The sequence below is a fragment of the Neisseria sp. P0016.S008 genome (assembly GCF_051957775.1).
GTDB lineage: Bacteria > Pseudomonadota > Gammaproteobacteria > Burkholderiales > Neisseriaceae > Neisseria > Neisseria flavescens_B.
On record NZ_JBQCWB010000004.1, the window covers coordinates 96,378 to 114,077 of the forward strand.

Annotated in this window: 17 protein-coding genes and 1 riboswitch; of the genes, 9 read left to right on the plus strand and 8 right to left on the minus strand. The window is 46.7% G+C overall.

What is annotated here, in order from left to right; genetic code table 11:
• Positions 1–11: 11 nt before the first annotated feature.
• The 5 genes from ACTHS8_RS06475 to rlmD all read right to left on the minus strand — a co-directional run bounded on the left by ACTHS8_RS06475 (position 12) and on the right by rlmD (position 5,254).
• Positions 12–653, minus strand: coding sequence for a hypothetical protein (locus tag ACTHS8_RS06475; protein WP_003679679.1), 642 nt, complete (start codon positions 651–653; stop codon positions 12–14).
• Position 654: 1 nt separating this feature from the next.
• Positions 655–1,191, minus strand: a complete 537-nt coding sequence (locus tag ACTHS8_RS06480) for a GTP-binding protein (protein ID WP_003748733.1) — start codon at positions 1,189–1,191, stop codon at positions 655–657.
• Positions 1,192–1,201: 10 nt separating this feature from the next.
• Positions 1,202–2,305, minus strand: a complete 1,104-nt coding sequence (locus ACTHS8_RS06485; RefSeq protein ID WP_063075607.1) for a response regulator transcription factor — start codon at positions 2,303–2,305, stop codon at positions 1,202–1,204.
• A 23-nt stretch (positions 2,306–2,328) separates the two neighbouring features.
• Positions 2,329–3,804 (minus strand): 23S rRNA methyltransferase, encoded by a 1,476-nt coding sequence (locus tag ACTHS8_RS06490; protein WP_440373290.1) that lies wholly within the window; start codon positions 3,802–3,804, stop codon positions 2,329–2,331.
• A gap of 124 nt (positions 3,805–3,928) precedes the next feature.
• On the minus strand, positions 3,929–5,254 hold the full coding sequence (gene rlmD, locus ACTHS8_RS06495; RefSeq protein WP_063075605.1) for a 23S rRNA (uracil(1939)-C(5))-methyltransferase RlmD: 1,326 nt from the start codon (positions 5,252–5,254) through the stop codon (positions 3,929–3,931).
• A gap of 139 nt (positions 5,255–5,393) precedes the next feature.
• Between rlmD and ACTHS8_RS06500 the strand changes: the two genes are divergently transcribed.
• Positions 5,394–6,539, plus strand: coding sequence for a L,D-transpeptidase (locus ACTHS8_RS06500; protein WP_440373291.1), 1,146 nt, complete (start codon positions 5,394–5,396; stop codon positions 6,537–6,539).
• Positions 6,540–6,633: 94 nt separating this feature from the next.
• On the opposite strand, the gene queC is transcribed toward ACTHS8_RS06500, so the two are convergent.
• A complete protein-coding gene (gene queC / locus ACTHS8_RS06505) occupies positions 6,634–7,293 on the minus strand; it encodes a 7-cyano-7-deazaguanine synthase QueC (protein ID WP_440373292.1) in 660 nt (219 codons plus the stop codon).
• 3 nt (positions 7,294–7,296) lie between these two features.
• A riboswitch (PreQ1 riboswitch) is annotated at positions 7,297–7,342 on the minus strand.
• A 71-nt stretch (positions 7,343–7,413) separates the two neighbouring features.
• Between queC and ACTHS8_RS06510 the strand changes: the two genes are divergently transcribed.
• Positions 7,414–8,013: a CDP-alcohol phosphatidyltransferase family protein gene (locus ACTHS8_RS06510; protein WP_440373293.1), complete on the plus strand. Its 600-nt coding sequence runs from the start codon at positions 7,414–7,416 to the stop codon at positions 8,011–8,013.
• Between the two features lie 140 nt (positions 8,014–8,153).
• Here ACTHS8_RS06510 and ACTHS8_RS06515 read toward each other — a convergent pair whose 3' ends face one another.
• Together ACTHS8_RS06515 and ACTHS8_RS06520 are read right to left on the minus strand one after the other, a co-directional pair.
• Positions 8,154–10,016 carry a Pycsar system effector family protein gene (locus ACTHS8_RS06515; protein ID WP_440373294.1) on the minus strand — a complete coding sequence of 621 codons (1,863 nt, stop codon included), beginning with the start codon at positions 10,014–10,016 and terminating at the stop codon, positions 8,154–8,156.
• A 166-nt stretch (positions 10,017–10,182) separates the two neighbouring features.
• Complete coding sequence (locus ACTHS8_RS06520) at positions 10,183–10,467, minus strand: PepSY domain-containing protein (RefSeq protein WP_315111948.1); 285 nt, start codon at positions 10,465–10,467, stop codon at positions 10,183–10,185.
• A gap of 231 nt (positions 10,468–10,698) precedes the next feature.
• On the opposite strand from ACTHS8_RS06520, the gene ACTHS8_RS06525 reads away from it, so the two are divergent.
• From ACTHS8_RS06525 to ACTHS8_RS06555, 7 genes are all read left to right on the plus strand, one after another.
• The gene (locus ACTHS8_RS06525) at positions 10,699–11,469 is read left to right on the plus strand and encodes a PP2C family protein-serine/threonine phosphatase (protein WP_440373295.1); all 771 of its coding nucleotides are present in this window, start codon (positions 10,699–10,701) and stop codon (positions 11,467–11,469) included.
• Between the two features lie 157 nt (positions 11,470–11,626).
• Entirely contained in the window at positions 11,627–13,369 is a 1,743-nt protein-coding gene (locus tag ACTHS8_RS06530; RefSeq protein ID WP_440373296.1) for a bifunctional alpha/beta hydrolase/class I SAM-dependent methyltransferase, read from the plus strand.
• 65 nt (positions 13,370–13,434) lie between these two features.
• Positions 13,435–14,721, plus strand: coding sequence for a phosphatase PAP2/dual specificity phosphatase family protein (locus ACTHS8_RS06535; RefSeq protein WP_440373297.1), 1,287 nt, complete (start codon positions 13,435–13,437; stop codon positions 14,719–14,721).
• 2 nt (positions 14,722–14,723) lie between these two features.
• Positions 14,724–15,098, plus strand: coding sequence for a hypothetical protein (locus ACTHS8_RS06540; protein ID WP_440373385.1), 375 nt, complete (start codon positions 14,724–14,726; stop codon positions 15,096–15,098).
• 63 nt (positions 15,099–15,161) lie between these two features.
• Entirely contained in the window at positions 15,162–15,869 is a 708-nt protein-coding gene (locus ACTHS8_RS06545; RefSeq protein ID WP_440373298.1) for a lysophospholipid acyltransferase family protein, read from the plus strand.
• Complete coding sequence (locus tag ACTHS8_RS06550; RefSeq protein WP_107792327.1) at positions 15,866–16,855, plus strand: phosphatidate cytidylyltransferase; 990 nt, start codon at positions 15,866–15,868, stop codon at positions 16,853–16,855. Before ACTHS8_RS06545 ends, ACTHS8_RS06550 begins: the two co-directional genes overlap by 4 nt.
• 108 nt (positions 16,856–16,963) lie before the next feature.
• On the plus strand, positions 16,964–17,584 hold the full coding sequence (locus tag ACTHS8_RS06555; RefSeq protein WP_440373299.1) for a DUF2238 domain-containing protein: 621 nt from the start codon (positions 16,964–16,966) through the stop codon (positions 17,582–17,584).
• Positions 17,585–17,700 lie beyond the last annotated feature (116 nt).

Here is a 17,700-nt window from a genome sequence, read left to right on the forward strand (position 1 = left end):
TCAGGCAAAAATCAACGGCTGCCGTATCGGTGGTACAGCACTTTAACCAAAGTAACAAAAGCCTCTTTATTTAAGTCAGGCATTCCGCCAATTACCAAAATCAGCTTGGTCATGCCAATATACAGAGGGAAAAAGGTCAATTCACTTTGGCCTGAAGGATCACAAATACCCCATGCGCTATTATTGATATGCAGGTTATTGCGAATCAAAAGACGGTGATTGTCTTCCATTTTGGCCACTTCGCTCGCCAAAAGGCCCAACTCTTCCGCAGCCTCGTGATGGAAATTGGCATTGGCAAAATACAAACCGTTTTCATCAGCCAATAAAGCTTTGCCAGAATTAGACAACTGTTCCAACAATGTAGGCAATTGCTCGTCAGTCAAATGGATATCGTCTGTGCTGATTTCCTCATCACCATACAAAAATTCCAAGCGTTGGAGGCGATACAGCAGGTTCAAAGCGGTATTAATGTCGCTGGTATCCGCCCATGCCAAGATTTTTTCGCTGCTGATGGTTTCAGACGGCTCTGCACGCAACAGACCATACAATAAAGTTCTGCTGGCACTGGGCGTATCACTTGAAACAGCATAATACGCACCCGCAGGTGTAATCTTAGGATATAAATTTGCTTGTAAAGAGAGTGTCGCTTCCATCTTATACCTCTAATCCGGGGTCAATTGAGAACAACATGGCAGTAACCAATTGTTTTACATCGTCTTCTCGACGCGCATCAATCTCAAAAACCGGTACATTAAAATTATTCTGTGCTAAATATTTTTGATAAACATCCACGCTTGGTAAGGATCGGATATCCATCTTTGTTACCCCTACAACCAGAGGCGCTTTTTTCAGCAACTCCCGGAATGCATCCAAGAAGAATTGCAAGTCTTTCAATGGGTTGCTTCTTGTATTATCCAAAAGAAGCACCAAGCCCATACTGCCTTGGCTCAGAATTTCCCACATGAAATTAAAACGCTCCTGACCAGGCGTACCATAAAGGTGAACCTTGGTTTCCTCATCCAAATGAATGACACCGTAATCCATTGCCACAGTCGTGTACCCCTTGCGGACAAGTGTCATATCAGATGCGGATGCATCTGTTTGAACCGGTGGTTCATCAGATAAAGCTGAAATTGCAGTGGTTTTACCTACGCCAACAGGACCGGTAAAGATAATTTTATTTTCTTTCATGACGTGTCCTTTACGATTTACCCAGCAACTTACGCATCAGGCGTTGCAACAGGCCGCGAGGTTGTTCTTTCGACGGACCGGCAACTTTTTGAGCCTCTTTACTCATTGCTGTTTCAGGTACGTCTTTGCTATTCACATCAATCTGTTCGTTCAACGAAGGCGTATTGTTTGCATCAGTTGCAAATTCTGTATCTGTTGCCAAAAAGCCTGTCATATATGTTGCCGATAAATAATTCAAAATATCAGGCATTTCTAAAGGCATGACTTTATAGAGGATATTCAGATTAACAGACGTTTTTGTCAGAAATGCCGACAAACGCATAGATTCCGGAACATGTGCCAAACGAGTTAAGTTTGGCCACCGCTTGAGTGTAAAGACAGTTTGCGGTGTCATCGGATAAATCAGACGGCCTGATGCAGTCCAAATAGCCATTTGCCACAAGCATGACATAATCGTGACTTTGGCTTTTTCTTTCCATTGAGGATTATCAGGAACAGCCTTACACACGACAGCCAAGTTATCGTTCTTACACAATTTCTCCAACTCATTGGCACTGACTGTCAACAGTACTCGCTGGATACTAGGAAACACGATTAATATCGGCTTGCCTTCATGCAAGACGGCAATATCTTGGTGTCCTTGACTGGCAAATTTCAGCGCACCCAACAAGCCTTTATTTGGATTAAATCGGCGGATGGTTGCTTTTCTTGTGCCATCTGAATTTGATTGTCTTTTATTCTCTTCAGCCGCTTGTTGCTCAGACGGCTCAAAAACATTGCCGCCTTGGGCCAGGCTGCGCAAAATAGGAAACAAGGTATCGAATTTGACCGGCTTAGCCAAATAAGGAGTCGTTACTGTCGGCAACTCGGAAGAAAACATAGCCACAGGTACTTCCGGATAAGTTTTCTTCGACTCTTTCCAAGCTTCTACACCTGCCGGAGTATCGGTATCAACCAATATCAAGTCCGGTTTTTCATCAGAATCAGGGGAAACGATGACGTAATTCGTCGTATTGTGCATTTTAAATGCCATACGGAATACCGCCTGCTGTTGCTCACCCATCTCCTGTAGCATAACCCGTATGGTTTTAATTTTTGGTAAATGATTATTCATCACTCGTACTTTCTACGATTATCTTATTTTTTTGAATATTGGTTCATTCGTTGCAAGAGACGGCTCATTGCCAAGACAACCTCTTCAGGCAGGCTGACAACACGCTCCCGCAACAAGCGCAGAAATTGTTCCAAACGTCCCCAATCTTCAACGCGTTCGTACAAATCAAACAAGATAATGTACAACTGCGACTCTTGAGGATACTGCAGAACAGCCTGTTCCAAAGTACCGATGGCCAAATCCAACTGACCGTAGGCCAACAAAGATTCCACTTCTTTCAGAGCTTCATCAGCTGGTGAAGAGCTGGCGCTGATGACTGAAGAGTCTTTTTGAACCAACTCACGATATTTGGCTTTCATCTGCAAAGAACTTGGCTGAATATAACCGCGCTTCAAGCCAATCTCTTTAATTTGCTGTTCAGACGGCCCTTTTTCCAAATCATCAAAAATTTCGTGATAACCAAGGCTATAACCCCAACCAAGCATACGTTCTTTTACTTGACGGCCATATTGACCCAAAGAGTGGTAAAGCTTCCACAGATGCTTGGCAAACTGCCCTACTTCTTCGTTCTGATAATCCAGACGCAAGGCATCGATAATGAGACCAGCAGGCTTCGCAGAAGTTTGGATTGCTTTGTTGTATTGATGCAAAGCAGTCTCGTAGCTGATCTTGTCTTTCAGGATTTTTGCACTACGCTCCGGTTTGGCAAAACCAATAACCGCACCCATCTCTTCAGGGCTGATTTCACCAAAATCTTTCTTGCCTAATACGATAGGCGCACGTTTGCCCATACCTGGGACGACCATGCGTTCAACCGAATCGCTCTCAAAGGCAATATGCTCGTCGGAAGCAACTTCCAAACCATTTTGGTCGCCAATTTGACGGTCCACTTCCTGCATATTCCAACCGAGATAACGCTCGGCAAAAACACGCAGGCGCAGGTTAGTAGAATCCAAAGCCAGACCGGCTTTCAGGTATTCGGCTACGCTGTCTTCAGAAAGGGAAGCACTATGACGCTCAAGCGTATCCGCCAGCATGTCGATATTACCGACTCGCAGATTCAAACCGATTAATTCATGAACCAGTTTTTCCGGCGCACCGTCTTCCAAAGTATTGAGATAACCGGCCAAAGACTCCGCTGCTTTGCTCTCATAGCCGAACTGTTTATAAACCTGATATTCGGTCAACGGATCGACTTCTTGTGCGGAAACAGAAGCTGTTGCATCGTTTGAGCCGCTTCCACCCCATTCCCAGTCTTGATTATCCGCATTGGAAACTGTCTGGTTGACTTTCTCAATCCAGTCGTTTCCATCCTCAGAGGAGGCTGTATGAGCAGCAGATGTACGGCCGCTTTTTGATGCATGCGCGCTTTGTTTGTCTGAATTGTTACTTTGTTTATGACGAACAAAAACCAACACCAGCAAAAAAAACACCAGCAAAAAAATAGTTAAAAATTGATAGTTCAAGAACACCTCCCGGTCTTGTGCTGCAAACTGCATTTATTAACATCTGTTGCTTTACGCGCAACTTCAACGTTATTCATTCCCCAAACGAATGATGATAACATGAATGCACTCATTTTTACATTAAAAACCCTACTCACATAAAGGACTTGATACCAATTTACAACTCAAACACACCGATGGATTCAACATGCGAGGTTTGTGCAAACATATTCATGATTCCTGCCGCCTTAAACTTATAGCCCTTATCAACCAAGACACCGGCATCTCGTGCAAATGTTGATGGATTACACGAAACATACACTATCTTCTGAGGCAAAAACGGTTTGTGTAGTGATTTGACAACAGCATAAGCTCCGTTTCTCGGCGGATCGAGCAACAACTTGTCAAATTGTCCCCACGACTCAACAGTCTTTTCATCGGTATCAAATAAGTCTGCAACAGAAAACGTCATATTCTCGGCACAACGATTCAGGCGTGCATTTTCCTTTGCCCTATCTACCAAATAATCGGCGCCTTCGATACCGACAACTGATGCGCCACTTTTTGCCAGCGGCAAACTGAAATTACCCAAACCGCAAAACAGATCGGCAATCCGCTCCCCTTTTTGAGGGTTTAAAAGTCTGACGGCCCTTGCCACCATCACTTCGTTCAGCTGCGCATTAATCTGCGTAAAATCACCAGGCTTGTAAGGCATTTCCACATCAAATTGAGCAAAAGTATAGTTCAGAGCAGGTGCGTTCTCAGGGTAAAACGGCAAGGGCTCGGCATGATCCTGCAACCATATTTGCCATGCCTTTTCAGCACCCGACAATATCTTATCAAACCAATTACGCAATTCGCTTAATATTTGTCCAAACGGTTGATTTACGAAACGAATGTTGAGCACCGTCACATTTTTCCCGCAATAAAACTCAACAAGTTTCACTTTTACACCGTCATCATGCAGCTTTTGCAGCAAATTGCGGACATCAGGCAATCTATCGGACACATGCTTAGGCAAAATATGGCAATGGCGGATATTGACGACATCATGGCTTTTTTTGGCCTGAAAACCGAGTTTCAGACGGCCTTGCTTATCCACCGAAACACTTAAACTCGCTCTATCGCGATAATACCAGGAGTGACCATATAAAGGGGGTAAAATTATTTCCGGCTTGACCTTACCTATCCGTTCCAACTGTTCTTCCAAAATCCGTTGCTTTAACGCAACTTGTGCTCCGAAAGAAACATGCTGAAGCGAACAGCCGCCACATGTATCAAAATAGCAACACGCCGGCTCGACACGTTCGGAAGAAGTCTTCAAAACCTTTTCAACTTGAGCCTCTGCAAACTGTTTTTTCTCTTTATGTATGACAAACGTTACACGCTCTCCAGGCAGCGCACCGCCGATAAATACAGTCTTCCCATTAACTCTGGCAACACCCCTGCCCTCATAATCCAAAGAAAAAACTTCCGTCTCTTGATACTGTTCTTTCACACCCATACCGTTTCCGCCACGCAGCCGCTACCCGACCGTTTGACTGTCTTCCAATACCGAAAGCGCATATTTTCTCACAAAAACACAGAGTTTCAGGTATCATGCGCCAAAAACTTTCATTTCAAACCCTACAAAAAAAGACGACATGAAAAAAATACTGTTCGGCCTGACCGCCGCCCTTTTAACTTCAGCCGCTGCTGCAAACACACTTATTCCAGACGTCTCCCCTGCCTCTTCCGGACAACACGTCGTTATTAATATTACGCAACAGCGTTTGTTCCTCTACGACAACGGCAAACTAAGCAAAATTTATCCTGTTGCCGTCGGCAAAGCCATGACCCAAACTAATCTGGGCGAACATAAGATCGGCGCAAAAGCCTACAACCCGGTTTGGCATATCCCTAAATCCATCCAAAAAGAACGCAATGACGGCGTAAAAAGCGTGCCGGCCGGCCCAAACAATCCGCTGGGTCCCGTATTTGTCCGTCTTGGCGACCCTAAATTAAGCCTTGGCATCCACGGCACCAATGCCCCTGCCAGCGTACCCGGCGTCCGCAGCCATGGTTGCGTACGCATGAAATCCCCTGATGCATTGGAATTCGCCAAAACCATCGCAACAGGTTCCCCTGCTTCCGTTATCTACCAAATGGCAAGCCTGAACGAAGATGCGAACCAAAACTTGTGGCTGGCTGCCTATCGTGACCCGTACGACAAGAAAAACCTTGATACGGCTGCCCTGAAAAAAAGCATTGCCGCTTGGGCAAAAGCGCACGGTAAAACCATTCCTGCAGCGCGTGTGGATGCAATCCTGAAAGGACGCACCGGTGCAGCAAACTGTCTGACCTGCGCCAAAGGCGTGAAACTCAAATCGCCTTTGAAATCTTTGGCATGGACCAGCGGCACGGATGCTTACAGCAAACCTAAAGTCATGCCGAAACCGGCTCCTGCTAAAGATGTGGTATTGCCTCAAGGCACTGAAATCGAAGTTGATGCTACCGACGATACAAACAAGGCAGCATCCGAACCGAAACAAAGCGTTCGCCCGACTCCGGTGAAACCGGCAAAACCTGCTGCCAAACCGGTAACCACTCCGGCCGATGCTCCCGCCTCTGCACCTAAAGCCGCCTCCGAACCGGCTACTGCCCCTGCTTCTGCACCTAAAGCCGCCTCCGAACCGGCTACTGCCCCTGCTTCTGCACCTAAAGCCGCCTCCGAACCGGCTACTGCCCCAGCCTCTTCTCCTGTAAAAGATGCTCCGGCAAGCAGTGAACCGGCAGATTTGCTGTTCTAAGCAGAACAAAATACATAGCCAAAGGCCGTCTGAAATGAATTTTAGACGGCCTTTTCGTACAACTGGATATTGGAAATAGATGCCCCCTCTTAATTCAGACGGCCTTTTTACTTTCCAAATATTCCGACAAACCGCGCTCGCGCAAAATACAGCTCGGGCATTCATGGCAACCACCGACTACACCGTTATAACAGGTATGCGTATGCTCGCAAATATAATCCAATGCACCCATTTCATCTGCCAGCGCCCATGTTTGCGCTTTGGTTAAATACATCAAAGGCGTGTGAATTTGAAAAGCGTAATCCATAGCCAGATTCAGCGTGACATTCATCGACTTAACAAACACATCGCGGCAGTCGGGATAACCGGAAAAATCGGTTTCGCACACGCCGGCAATGATATGGCGTATTCCCTGCCCTTTGGCGTAAATAGCGGCGTAAAGCAAAAACAAAGCATTGCGTCCATCTACAAATGTATTGGGCAGGCCGTCTGAAGCTGTTTCAATGGATGCCGTATCATCCATCAAGGCATTGTGTGTAATCTGTTGCATCAAGCTCAAATCGAGTACTGTCTGCTTTACGCCCAAATCTTGGGCAATCCAACGCGCGCGATCCAATTCGATGGCGTGGCGTTGCCCATATTGAAAAGTGATGGCCTGCACATTTTCACGGCCATATGTTTGAATTGCCTGAATCAGACAGGTTGTTGAATCCTGCCCGCCCGAAAAAATAACGAGTGCCTGCTGTTTTTCCATAGTAGATTCCTAGTTTTGTTAACGCGGGAGGTTTGCGAACCGCGTGATTCGAAGATTGACGGATTATAACGGATTTCGTCTATAATCACGGCACTTCATTTTCTTTTATATAGCATAATTATGAGCATCTACGCCCTGAAACCAAAATTTCAAAACCTGTTACGCCCCATTGTTAAGCGACTGTATCAAAAAGGCATTACTGCCAATCAGGTTACCCTGTTTGCCTGCGCCGTTTCTATTTTGATCGGTTTGCTTTTAGCATTGTTTGCAGGTGTATCCACATTATTCTGGCTTTTGCCGATCTGGTTGTTTGTCCGTATGGCACTGAATGCAATGGACGGTATGCTGGCACGGGAGTTCGGCCAACAATCGGCATTGGGCGGTTATTTGAATGAAATCACCGATATTGTCGCCGATGCTGCTTTGTATCTGCCTTTTGCCTTCATTGCACCTTTCGGCGGCGTACAAATTGCCCTGTTTATTTGGCTGGCGGCAATGACTGAATTTTGCGGTGTTTTGGGACAAGTCCACGGCAACGGCCGTCGTTATGACGGACCATTCGGCAAAAGCGATCGCGCATTCTTTATCGGCGTATTGGCCGTATGGTATGCAATCGCCGGCAGCTTCCATTCGCTTTTCTATATCCTTATGTGGCTGGCCTGCGCGGCATTGGTTTATACCTGCTACAACCGTGTCATCAATGGCTTGAAGGCCGTCTGAAACTTGTCCACGTTCTTGGGTTAATCATCATTGATTAAAATATTTAAACCCATCACCCCGTTTTACTGAAAACAAAAAAGGCCGTCTGAAACCATAAACTATCGGTTTCAGACGGCCTTTTATTCAGCAGCCAAGATAACTTACTGTTTACCCAGCTGACTGTAATCTACCAACATATACTTGGCAGTAATTTTCTGCGAAGCATTACCTTCATCGCCCATCAGAATCATCTGCGGCTTGCCGTTAATGGTAATCGAATCAACAGCTTCAACGTTGGTGATGTGTTGCAGATTAGGCAGAGAGATTTTTTGCGGTTCATCGGTCGGATTACCGCTCCAAGTCCACAGTTGTGAGAATTTCTGTCCATTCTCATCCTTCACTTCATTGGCGATAACGTAGGTTTTCAACACAGGATCATAGTTGAGGGAACGGATACCGCCGCCATCAATATCAATCACCGCCACTTCATCAAACTCAGGTTTGGCATTGCGCTCGAACACATCTTTCGGATTGCTGATAAACGCAACTAAAGCCATGTTGTTGAACTCAGGATCACGGAAGCCCAAAACAAGACGTTTTTTCACAGGATCAAACGCCATGCCCTCAATATTGATTTCTTCAAAAGAAACTTCTGCCTTGGTTCGCTCGCGAATCAAATCATGCAGCTTGTGATCGGTTTCCAAAACCTGCGTCAGATTGTCGTAGCTGGTCAGCCCCAACACATTACCGTCTTGGATTTTAAAGCGCATCAGGTGTTCGCGGTCAGGCGAGCGGTTGCCTTTACGGGTGCGCGAGTGTGAAGTCAGCGCGTAGATAAAGCCTTCATCGTCGCGTGCCAAAGCCTCCAAGTCGCTGAGACGGCGTTTGAAACCGGTAATCACGCGTGTATCCAATGCCTCGTCTTCCACAAACCTACCGGTTTTATCAATGCTGATGATACTGAACGCATGGTTTGGTTCGTCTTCCGCGATCAGCAGCTTACCATCTGGAAGCTGTTGTACAGCAGAAGGCTCAAATACGCCGTTAAACATATTGATACCCAGCGAACGCAGCTCTGCCGCATTGTTGGCCGTAGGCGTCAGTAATGACGGCAATGTTTTCACGCCGATAAATGCCGCCAACGAAGCCAGCAAACCCCAGCGGAATACCGCATAAGATAAGTTAATGTATTTAAACTGCTTATCTGCCAACAAACCGAGCCAGTAAAGATGGTCGCTCATCTTTTCATAGATTTGTTTACGGTCGCCCATAATCTCCTGCATCATTTCCCAATATTGATCTTTTTGCAGTTTCACACGGTCTTCATAAATCAAAATATTGGGTTGGCTGCCGCCAAAAAAGCGCGTTTCGGTACTGCTGAGGCGGGTTTTCAAATCTCGCAGCTTAGAACGGCCGCGGACAAAATCCTTAAACCATGTACGCGCCGCCTGCATTTTACCGATACGTTCCGGCGAGGCAGAAAGCAATGCAAACACGATAGAGGCGGCAGCAGTAATCATAAACGTACTAGCCGGAATCAAAAATTCGGGCGACGATGAAAAAATAAATGCGCCCGAAATCATCAGTGCAGAAACAATAAAACCATTCAACGAAATCATAATGTTCGCTTTGGTTGCCGCCAGCGCCAACAATTCCATCTCCGAGCGTACGGCATTGCGGAACATGGTTTCCACGCCCTTATTCGTACCCAACAAATCAGGCTCATTCAAATCCTCGGCTTTATTCTTTTTCTTCTTCGCCTTGTCTTTTTTGCGTTTGGCTTTCTTCTCATTTTTTTCAGACGGCATTTCAGGATGTTCAACCACTACCTGACCTTCTACCGCTTCCTGAATTTCTACCGCTTCAGCCACAACCTCAACTTCGTTTTCAACAACACCGTTTTGCTTGTGATCCCAAAACTCAACATCCTGTTGGGATTCGGCAGCTGCGCCGTCGTTTAAAGGCTTTTCTTGGTCGCCCACCAGCTTCGGCTGACCATCTTCCTTCCAATCATTCAAACTCATATCATGACTCCCAACATCAAACACTTTGAATTAAATGGAAAATAAAAAGCATATTTAGTTCATTTATTTTAGGTAATTTACATGCTGTTTTACATTCTTTAAATTCCTAAATAGCAAACTGCCGCAGGACCAAAAGCCCTGCGACAATCCACTTTATATCGAAATATTAATAATCGATGCGCTCTTTGATAATTTTCAAATCAGGGTAAGACAAAACAATGTCGTACTCACGGCCATCTTTAAACGCCTCAACCTCCAACACAGGCTGACCTCGACGGCTATCGGCATCAACATCTTGAACTTGATAGCCGCGTTGTTCCAACATTTTTACGGCTTTAGCACGGTTTTGCTCGAAGTTTTTGTCGCTGTAAATTTTGTGTTCGATGTAATCGCTGGCACCGGCAGTAGCGGCAGACAAAGCAACGATGGCGGTCAATAAGAATTTTTTCATGTTTGATTTCCTTTTAAAATTTGTATTCGGGTTTCGATGGATGTATTAAAACATGACAAAATTAGCAGTTAATTAGTGCTTGGTTAAACACCGTAAAGGCCGTCTGAAAACTGTTCAGACGGCCTTGATCCTTAATCATCAAATTTTAAACGTATTGCCCAAGTGTAAATCCGGAGGGTTAGAAACGATGAAAAGCCTACAGCGAATATCCACCCAACAAATGGACAAATCATGAACAAATTTTGCGAAATCACCTTTTGCCAACAAATCGGCAGCAACAAACAGCACAACCAAGATGCCCTTTTTAATGGCGAACAAGTGTTTCAATATAAACTCAAAACCGCTGAAACACGTCTTGAAACCCGTCCACGCTTTATCATCGGGATAGCCGACGGCATTTCCAATAGCAACCGTCCCGAAAAAGCCAGCAAATCAGCCATGCACCTATTAAGCCGTACAGCCAAACTCAACCGTCAAACCATCAATCATGTACAAACCGCTTTATCTCAAGAGTTGGCGGAAGATTATTTTGGTTCATCAACCACTTTTGTTGCCGCAGAAATCAACCAAACCACCGGCAAAACCAAAATCATCAGCGTAGGCGACAGCCGCGCCTATTCGATTGATACACAAGGAAAATGGAAGCAGCTGACGCAAGATCACTCGATACTCTCCGAATTGCTGGATGGTTTGTCGGATAAAAAAGAAGAAGGGTTCGCAACCATATATGGTGGCGTTTCTTCTTATCTAGTAGCAGATTATTCCGAATTCCAAGACAAAATATGCCATATCGAACTTACACTTAAAGCAGGAGAAAGCCTGCTGCTTTGTTCAGACGGCCTAAGTGATGCCCTTTCAGAAGAAATAAGAGAAAAAATTTGGCAACAATATGATAATGATAAGTCCCGTCTGACTGTGTTTCGTAAATTAATTGCGAAACAAAGAGTTTATGATGATATGTCGGTAGTAGTTTGTAAGGTTATCCAAACGCCCTCTATCTAACTCTTTTAACAATCACTGTCATCAGTTTTAAGTGAAATTTGAAACCATCTTTTACCATATCTCTCCATCATTGCATTCGTCCATCTATCGGATAATCATTGCATTTATCCGATATGTCATGATACTGTTCAAAAAATATGACTATTAGGAGTTTCTCATGTTCGAACAGCAAAAATTCTTTTCTACCCAAGACGGGACTTCGCTTTTCTACCGCTATCGCCCTGCTGCCGATGGTTCTTCCGATAAAGCCATTGTGCTGTTTCATCGCGGGCATGAGCATTCCGGCCGGATGATGTTTGTGGCGGATGAGCTGGGTTTTGATGATTTTGCCTATTTCGCTTGGGACGCGCGCGGTCATGGTTACAGCCCCGGTGAACGTGGCGATAGTCCGAGTATTGGCACTTCGGTTGCTGATGTAGATGATTTTATCCGACACATTCAAAGCGAATACGGCATCAAACCTGAAAACATCTGCGTGATTGCGCAAAGTGTCGGCGCGGTATTGGTTTCTACTTGGTTGCACGATTACGCACCGAAAATCCGTTGTGCCGTATTGGCTTCGCCTGCGTTCAAAGTCAAACTCTATGTTCCGTTTGCCCGTACCGGTTTGAAACTCATGCAAAAGTGGCGCGGCAATTTCTTTGTCAACAGCTACGTCAAAGCCCACTATCTGACCCACAATAAAGAACGCCAAGACAGCTACGACAACGATCCGCTGATTGCCCGCGCCATTTCTGTGCGCATTTTGCTGGGTTTATATGAGGCGGCCGAACGTGTAGTTGCCGATGCACAAGCGATTACTACGCCTGTACAACTGTTGATTTCAGGCAGCGATTGGGTCGTTCATCACAAACCGCAACATGATTTCTACAATCGTTTGGGCAGCCATATTAAAGAGCGCCATATCCTGCCCGGTTTCTACCATGACACTTTAGGTGAGCAAGACCGTGAAATCGCATTTGTGGAAATGCGCCGTTTTATCCGCGAGTGTTTCAACCAACCTTTGCAACCAGTTGATTTAACCCAAGCCCATTTGCACAGCGACAGCCGCCGCGAAGCTGACGAACTGGCTACGCCTTTGCCTATTTGTTCGCCACGCGGTGCATTTTGGGCAATATATCGTGCCTCGCTCAAACTGGGTGCGCGCTGGAGTGAAGGCTTGAGAATCGGTCAAGAAACAGGTTTTGATTCGGGCAGCACGCTGGATTACGTCTACCGTAATCAACCGCAAGGCAGCAACGCTTTCGGTGTATGGGTGGACAAATACTATCTCAATGCCATCGGCTGGCGCGGTATCCGCCAACGCAAAGTCAATATCGGCAAAGCCATTCAGACGGCCTCAGCCAAATTGCGTGAAGCAGGCAAACCTGTACACGTTTTGGATATTGCGTCCGGTCATGGCCGCTATGTATTGGATGCCCTGACTACCGATACGTTGCCTGATTCCGTACGCTTGCGCGATTACAGCCCGATTAATGTCGAAGCCGGACGCAAACTGATTGCCGAGCGCGGCTTGCAAAACACGGTAACCTTCAATGAAGTCAATGCTTACGACCGCGCCAATTATCACGATTTTCAGCCGCGTCCAACGTTGGGCATCGTCTCCGGCCTGCACGAATTGTTTGCCGACAACGATTTGATTTTGAACTCGCTCTACGGCTTCGGCGAGGCCATTGAACCCGGCGGCTACCTGATCTACACCGGCCAGCCGTGGCATCCGCAACTGGAAATGATTTCCCGCGCCCTGACCAGCCACAAATCAGGCAGCCCAAACTGGGTAATGCGCCGCCGCAGTCAGCAGGAAATGGATCAGCTGGTTGAAAAAGCCGGTTTTGAAAAAATCCATCAATGGATAGACGAAGACGGTATTTTCACCGTGAGCTTGGCAGTGAAGAAATAAAAATAAAGGCCGTCTGAACAATTCTTTAACTTTCAGACGGCCTTATTTAAACCATGTACCTATCCATGAAACCCTCCCTAAAAACCTCCCTGCTCAAGCTGATTTTGGTCGGTATCCTGTTTTACACCAGCTACGGCCTCTCCAACTATTACGCAGCGTCGCTAGACTATGTGCCTGAAATCGCTTTTGCATGGGAGAGCAACATTCCGTTTTGGGCATGGACGATTGTGCCTTATTGGTCGCTGAACCTGATGTATGCCGCGGCATTTTTTCTTTGCCGTGATACACATGAACAAAACCGATATGTAGTGCACCTTGTAGCCGCCCAACTGATTGCAACTGCTTGCTTTGTGCTGTTTCCGCTACGCTTCGGGTGGCCCAAACCGCACGCCGATGGGCTGTCAGGCTGGCTGTTTGATTCATTGGCTGCATTTGATTTACCGTACAACCAAGCACCATCTTTGCATATCGCGTTGGCGATTATCGTGGGTGCATTTTATTGGACGCGCTTTCCCAAAATCCGCCTGCCGCTTTTCTTATGGCAAAGCCTGATTGCCTTGTCGGTACTGACGACTTATCAACATCATTTTATTGACGTGCCGACCGGAGCATTGCTTGGCTGGCTGGTGTTGTGGGCTTTCCCGCGTCAGATGACTTCGCCGTTAAAACTGGGCTCGATTAATGTACGCTCAAGAAAGATTGCGTTGCTGTATTTACTTGGCGCGTATTTGATGGCTTTGCCTGCGCTGCTGGGTGGTGTGTGGCTGTGGTTTATATGGATTAGCGTGTCTTTGCTGATGGTGGCCTTTGCCTATTTGACTGGGAATGCAAACATATTCCAAAAACAGGCTAACGGTAAATTATCGGCGGCAGCGACGGTTTTACTATTGCCTTATCTGGTGGGCGTACGGCTAAACATGGCGTATTGGTTACGCGGTAAAGCGAAAACGGCACAAGTCCGCCATGATGTATGGATTGGCAGCGTTTTGGGAATTTCAAACCATCTGCCTGCCGTATTGGATGTATGTGCCGAATATCCCTGCTGTAGCTATCAGGGAGAATATCGCGCTCTGCCTTTACTGGATATGGTAACGCCGTCTGAAAACGATTTGGTTCAGACGGCCTTGATATTGGAAACCTTGCGCCAAAAACACGGCAAAGTGCTGGTATGTTGCGCTTTGGGTTATGGAAGAAGTGCCGCAGTGGTGCTGACGTGGCTGCTGGCCTATGGTGGCTGCAAAAACTTGGCGCAAGCGAAGGCCGAACTCAAACAGGCTCGACCGCAAATGGTATTATCGCCGGCCACTGCCCAAGCAGTCGAAGCTGCGGCCAACCGTTTAAAACAAGGATAATGATGGACAACGCAACCGATAGCCGTATTACTGCCCACCTGCTCTCTACCGCACATTATGTTGTCGCCTGCAATGCCCTGCTGCTTACCTTATCGGCAAAATATGGCAGCGCATGGTTTACGGTGCAACTCGTCTTAGTAGCGGTTTTGCTGTACTGCCATATCCGCATTCACTTCGACCACCGCGTGTTCCAAGACTTTGCCGACAACCGCTACTCTCCTGAAGACTTTGACCAATCCTTACAACAAAACGGTTTGCGTCAAATTTCAGGCAGCCGTACGTTAACCCAACGGATAAACGGCGCACTTTCCTTATGGCGCAAAAGCTTATACCTGACCGCCGCACAATTTTTAATTTTGCTTATCCAAAGCATTTGATTATTTTAGCTGATTTACCCAAACCGAATCCTTAGCGGTATCTCACTCCCAAAGGCAGAAACAATGAAAAACTTCCTCAAAAAACAACTTGCCTGGCTGACCGACCAAGCCTTGTGTCTGTCGGTCTCTTTTCTTACGGGCGTGCGCCCCAAAAGCCCGCACGAGCTGACATTCAATCAGCACCAAAAGGTCTATTATGCCAATCACGGCAGCCATGGCGATTTTGTGCTGGTGTGGATTTCCCTGCCCTGCCGCTGGCGCTTGTCCACGCGTCCAGTCGCCGGTTCGGATTACTGGCTGACAAGCAAACTCAAACGCTTCATCATTCAAAACGTTTTCAACGCCTTGCTGATTCCGCGCCATAGCGATAATCCGCAAGCAATTACCGAACAGATGAAAGACGCGCTAAACGCAGGCGACTCCTTGATTATTTTCCCTGAAGGCACGCGTAACACTGATGACAACACCATCCTACTGCCGTTCAAGTCCGGCATTTATCATTTGGCAAAAAGCAAACCCGATACCGAATTTGTGCCGATTTGGATAGACAACATCAGCCGCGTACTGCCCAAAGGCAAAATCCTGCCTATCCCGCTTTTGTGTGAAGTCCATATCGGACAGCCGCTTACCTTGCAGGAAAACGAAGACAAAGACAGCTTTTTGACACGCAGCCGTGAAGCGCTGCTGGCACTCAGGCCGTCTGAAAACGACCGCAGCGAACTTCGCCAAAATGAACCTGAAGTTCAGCAAAACAAAGGAGGACAAGCATGAGCCTTTCTACGACTTCCCAACAAATCATTGTCGAACAAGCCGCCGCTCATCTGACTCCGCAAGCCAGCTATATTTTTGTCGGCGTATTTGCCGTATTGTGTTTTGCCAGCATCATCGGACAATGGCTCAAGCGCAAAAACGGCGCAGATAATGCCACCATAGCCAACCTCAACGCCCGTATTTACGCATGGTGGCTGATGACGCTGGTGTTGCTGGGTGCGTTTTGGTTCGGCAAAATCGGGGCGGTTGTACTGTTTTTCCTGATTTCATTTGCCGCACTGCGCGAATTTATGACCCTCGTCTATCGCCGCCGCAGCGACTATTACAGCATGGTGGTCTGCTTTTACCTGCTGCTGCCGGTGCAATACTATTTCGTCTATGACGGCTGGTACGGCATGTTCAGCATTTTTATTCCGGTTTACGGCTTTTTGATACTGCCGATTATTGCCAGCCTCAGCGGCCAAACCGCGCATTTTTTGGAACGCGCCGCCAAAACGCAATGGATGGCGATGATTTGCATCTTCTGTCTGTCCCATGTTCCTGCGCTGATGTTTCTAGACTTGGACGGCTTCGATAACGGCAACAATATCCTGTTGCTGATCTTCCTGATTGGCGTGGTGCAAGTATCGGATGTGTTGCAATACGTTTGGGGCAAACTGATTGGCGGTGCAAAAATCATGCCCTCACTTTCCCCGTCCAAAACCATTTCCGGCACTGTCGGCGGTATTTTATCGGCCACTGCCATTGCCGCGTTGATGGCGCCGATTACGCCGTTCTCCCACGGCCAAGCCGCCGTTATCGGCTTTATCGTCTGCCTAATGGGCTTCTTTGGCGGCCTGGTTATGTCTGCCATTAAACGCGATTACGGTGTCAAAGACTGGGGCAATATGATACGCGGACATGGCGGTATGCTTGACCGCGTTGATTCGATTTGCTTTGCCGCGCCCGTATTTTTCCACATCACCCGTTATTTCTGGAACGGCTAAACTTCAGGCCGTCTGAAAACTATTTTTCAGACGGCCTTTAATATCCGAAACCGTCAATCCGCCGATTCGTTATACAATACGCAACCCTTGTTATTACATACACACAATATGAATAAACCCTCTCCAATTTTTCCCATTTTTCTTGCTACGATTATCTTTGCCCTCATTGTTTGGTCAGGTATCAATCCCCATGACCGCGCAGTCTGGTACGCCGAAATCATCCCCGTAGCCTCCGTATTTCTCCTTCTGGTTGCCACTTACCGTATTTTCCGCTTCAGCAATTTGGCCTACTTATTCATGAGCTTCTGGCTGATTATGCATTCAATCGGCGCATACTATACTTTTGCCGATGTGCCGTTTGAATCCATCAACCGCTTTGTCGAGCCGATTTTGGGCGAAAACCGCAATCATTACGACCGCATTGCCCACTACATCATCGGCTTTTATGCCTACCCGATGGCCGAATGGCTGCTGCGCCGCAAGTTGTGTAATCTGCCGCTGGCCTTGTTTTTCTCCCTGTTCTTTATCATGAGCGTGGCTGCCGCCTATGAAATCATCGAATGGCAATATGCCGTCACCGATGGCGGAGAAGCCGGACTGGAATTTTTGGGTTCTCAAGGCGATATTTGGGACGCGCAAAAAGACATGCTTGCCGATACTTTGGGCGCGTTAACTGCTCTGTTTATTTTTGTATTTACCCGACCCGATAAACGCTTGGGTTTCTCTTAAATCTACCCCTTTACAGCAAAAGGCCGTCTGAAACCAGATTTTCAGACGGCCTTTTTTCATTTTTCTATCGATATTATTGTAAAAATTAATAAATGCGATAGTTAAAAACATAAGCC

Excerpts from the sequence above, each read along its gene's own strand:
- ACTHS8_RS06500 (WP_440373291.1), top strand. The coding sequence starts at position 5,394 with ATGAAAAAAATACTGTTCGGCCTGACCGCCGCCCTTTTAACTTCAGCC.
- ACTHS8_RS06535 (WP_440373297.1), top strand. The coding sequence starts at position 13,435 with ATGAAACCCTCCCTAAAAACCTCCCTGCTCAAGCTGATTTTGGTCGGT.
- ACTHS8_RS06490 (WP_440373290.1), bottom strand. The coding sequence starts at position 3,804 with ATGCAGTTTGCAGCACAAGACCGGGAGGTGTTCTTGAACTATCAATTT.
- ACTHS8_RS06540 (WP_440373385.1), top strand. The coding sequence starts at position 14,724 with ATGGACAACGCAACCGATAGCCGTATTACTGCCCACCTGCTCTCTACC.
- ACTHS8_RS06530 (WP_440373296.1), top strand. The coding sequence starts at position 11,627 with ATGTTCGAACAGCAAAAATTCTTTTCTACCCAAGACGGGACTTCGCTT.
- ACTHS8_RS06520 (WP_315111948.1), bottom strand. The coding sequence starts at position 10,467 with ATGAAAAAATTCTTATTGACCGCCATCGTTGCTTTGTCTGCCGCTACT.
- rlmD (WP_063075605.1), bottom strand. The coding sequence starts at position 5,254 with ATGGGTGTGAAAGAACAGTATCAAGAGACGGAAGTTTTTTCTTTGGAT.
- ACTHS8_RS06485 (WP_063075607.1), bottom strand. The coding sequence starts at position 2,305 with ATGAATAATCATTTACCAAAAATTAAAACCATACGGGTTATGCTACAG.
- ACTHS8_RS06555 (WP_440373299.1), top strand. The coding sequence starts at position 16,964 with ATGAATAAACCCTCTCCAATTTTTCCCATTTTTCTTGCTACGATTATC.
- ACTHS8_RS06480 (WP_003748733.1), bottom strand. The coding sequence starts at position 1,191 with ATGAAAGAAAATAAAATTATCTTTACCGGTCCTGTTGGCGTAGGTAAA.
- ACTHS8_RS06515 (WP_440373294.1), bottom strand. The coding sequence starts at position 10,016 with ATGAGTTTGAATGATTGGAAGGAAGATGGTCAGCCGAAGCTGGTGGGC.
- queC (WP_440373292.1), bottom strand. The coding sequence starts at position 7,293 with ATGGAAAAACAGCAGGCACTCGTTATTTTTTCGGGCGGGCAGGATTCA.
- ACTHS8_RS06550 (WP_107792327.1), top strand. The coding sequence starts at position 15,866 with ATGAGCCTTTCTACGACTTCCCAACAAATCATTGTCGAACAAGCCGCC.
- ACTHS8_RS06525 (WP_440373295.1), top strand. The coding sequence starts at position 10,699 with ATGAACAAATTTTGCGAAATCACCTTTTGCCAACAAATCGGCAGCAAC.
- ACTHS8_RS06545 (WP_440373298.1), top strand. The coding sequence starts at position 15,162 with ATGAAAAACTTCCTCAAAAAACAACTTGCCTGGCTGACCGACCAAGCC.
- ACTHS8_RS06475 (WP_003679679.1), bottom strand. The coding sequence starts at position 653 with ATGGAAGCGACACTCTCTTTACAAGCAAATTTATATCCTAAGATTACA.
- ACTHS8_RS06510 (WP_440373293.1), top strand. The coding sequence starts at position 7,414 with ATGAGCATCTACGCCCTGAAACCAAAATTTCAAAACCTGTTACGCCCC.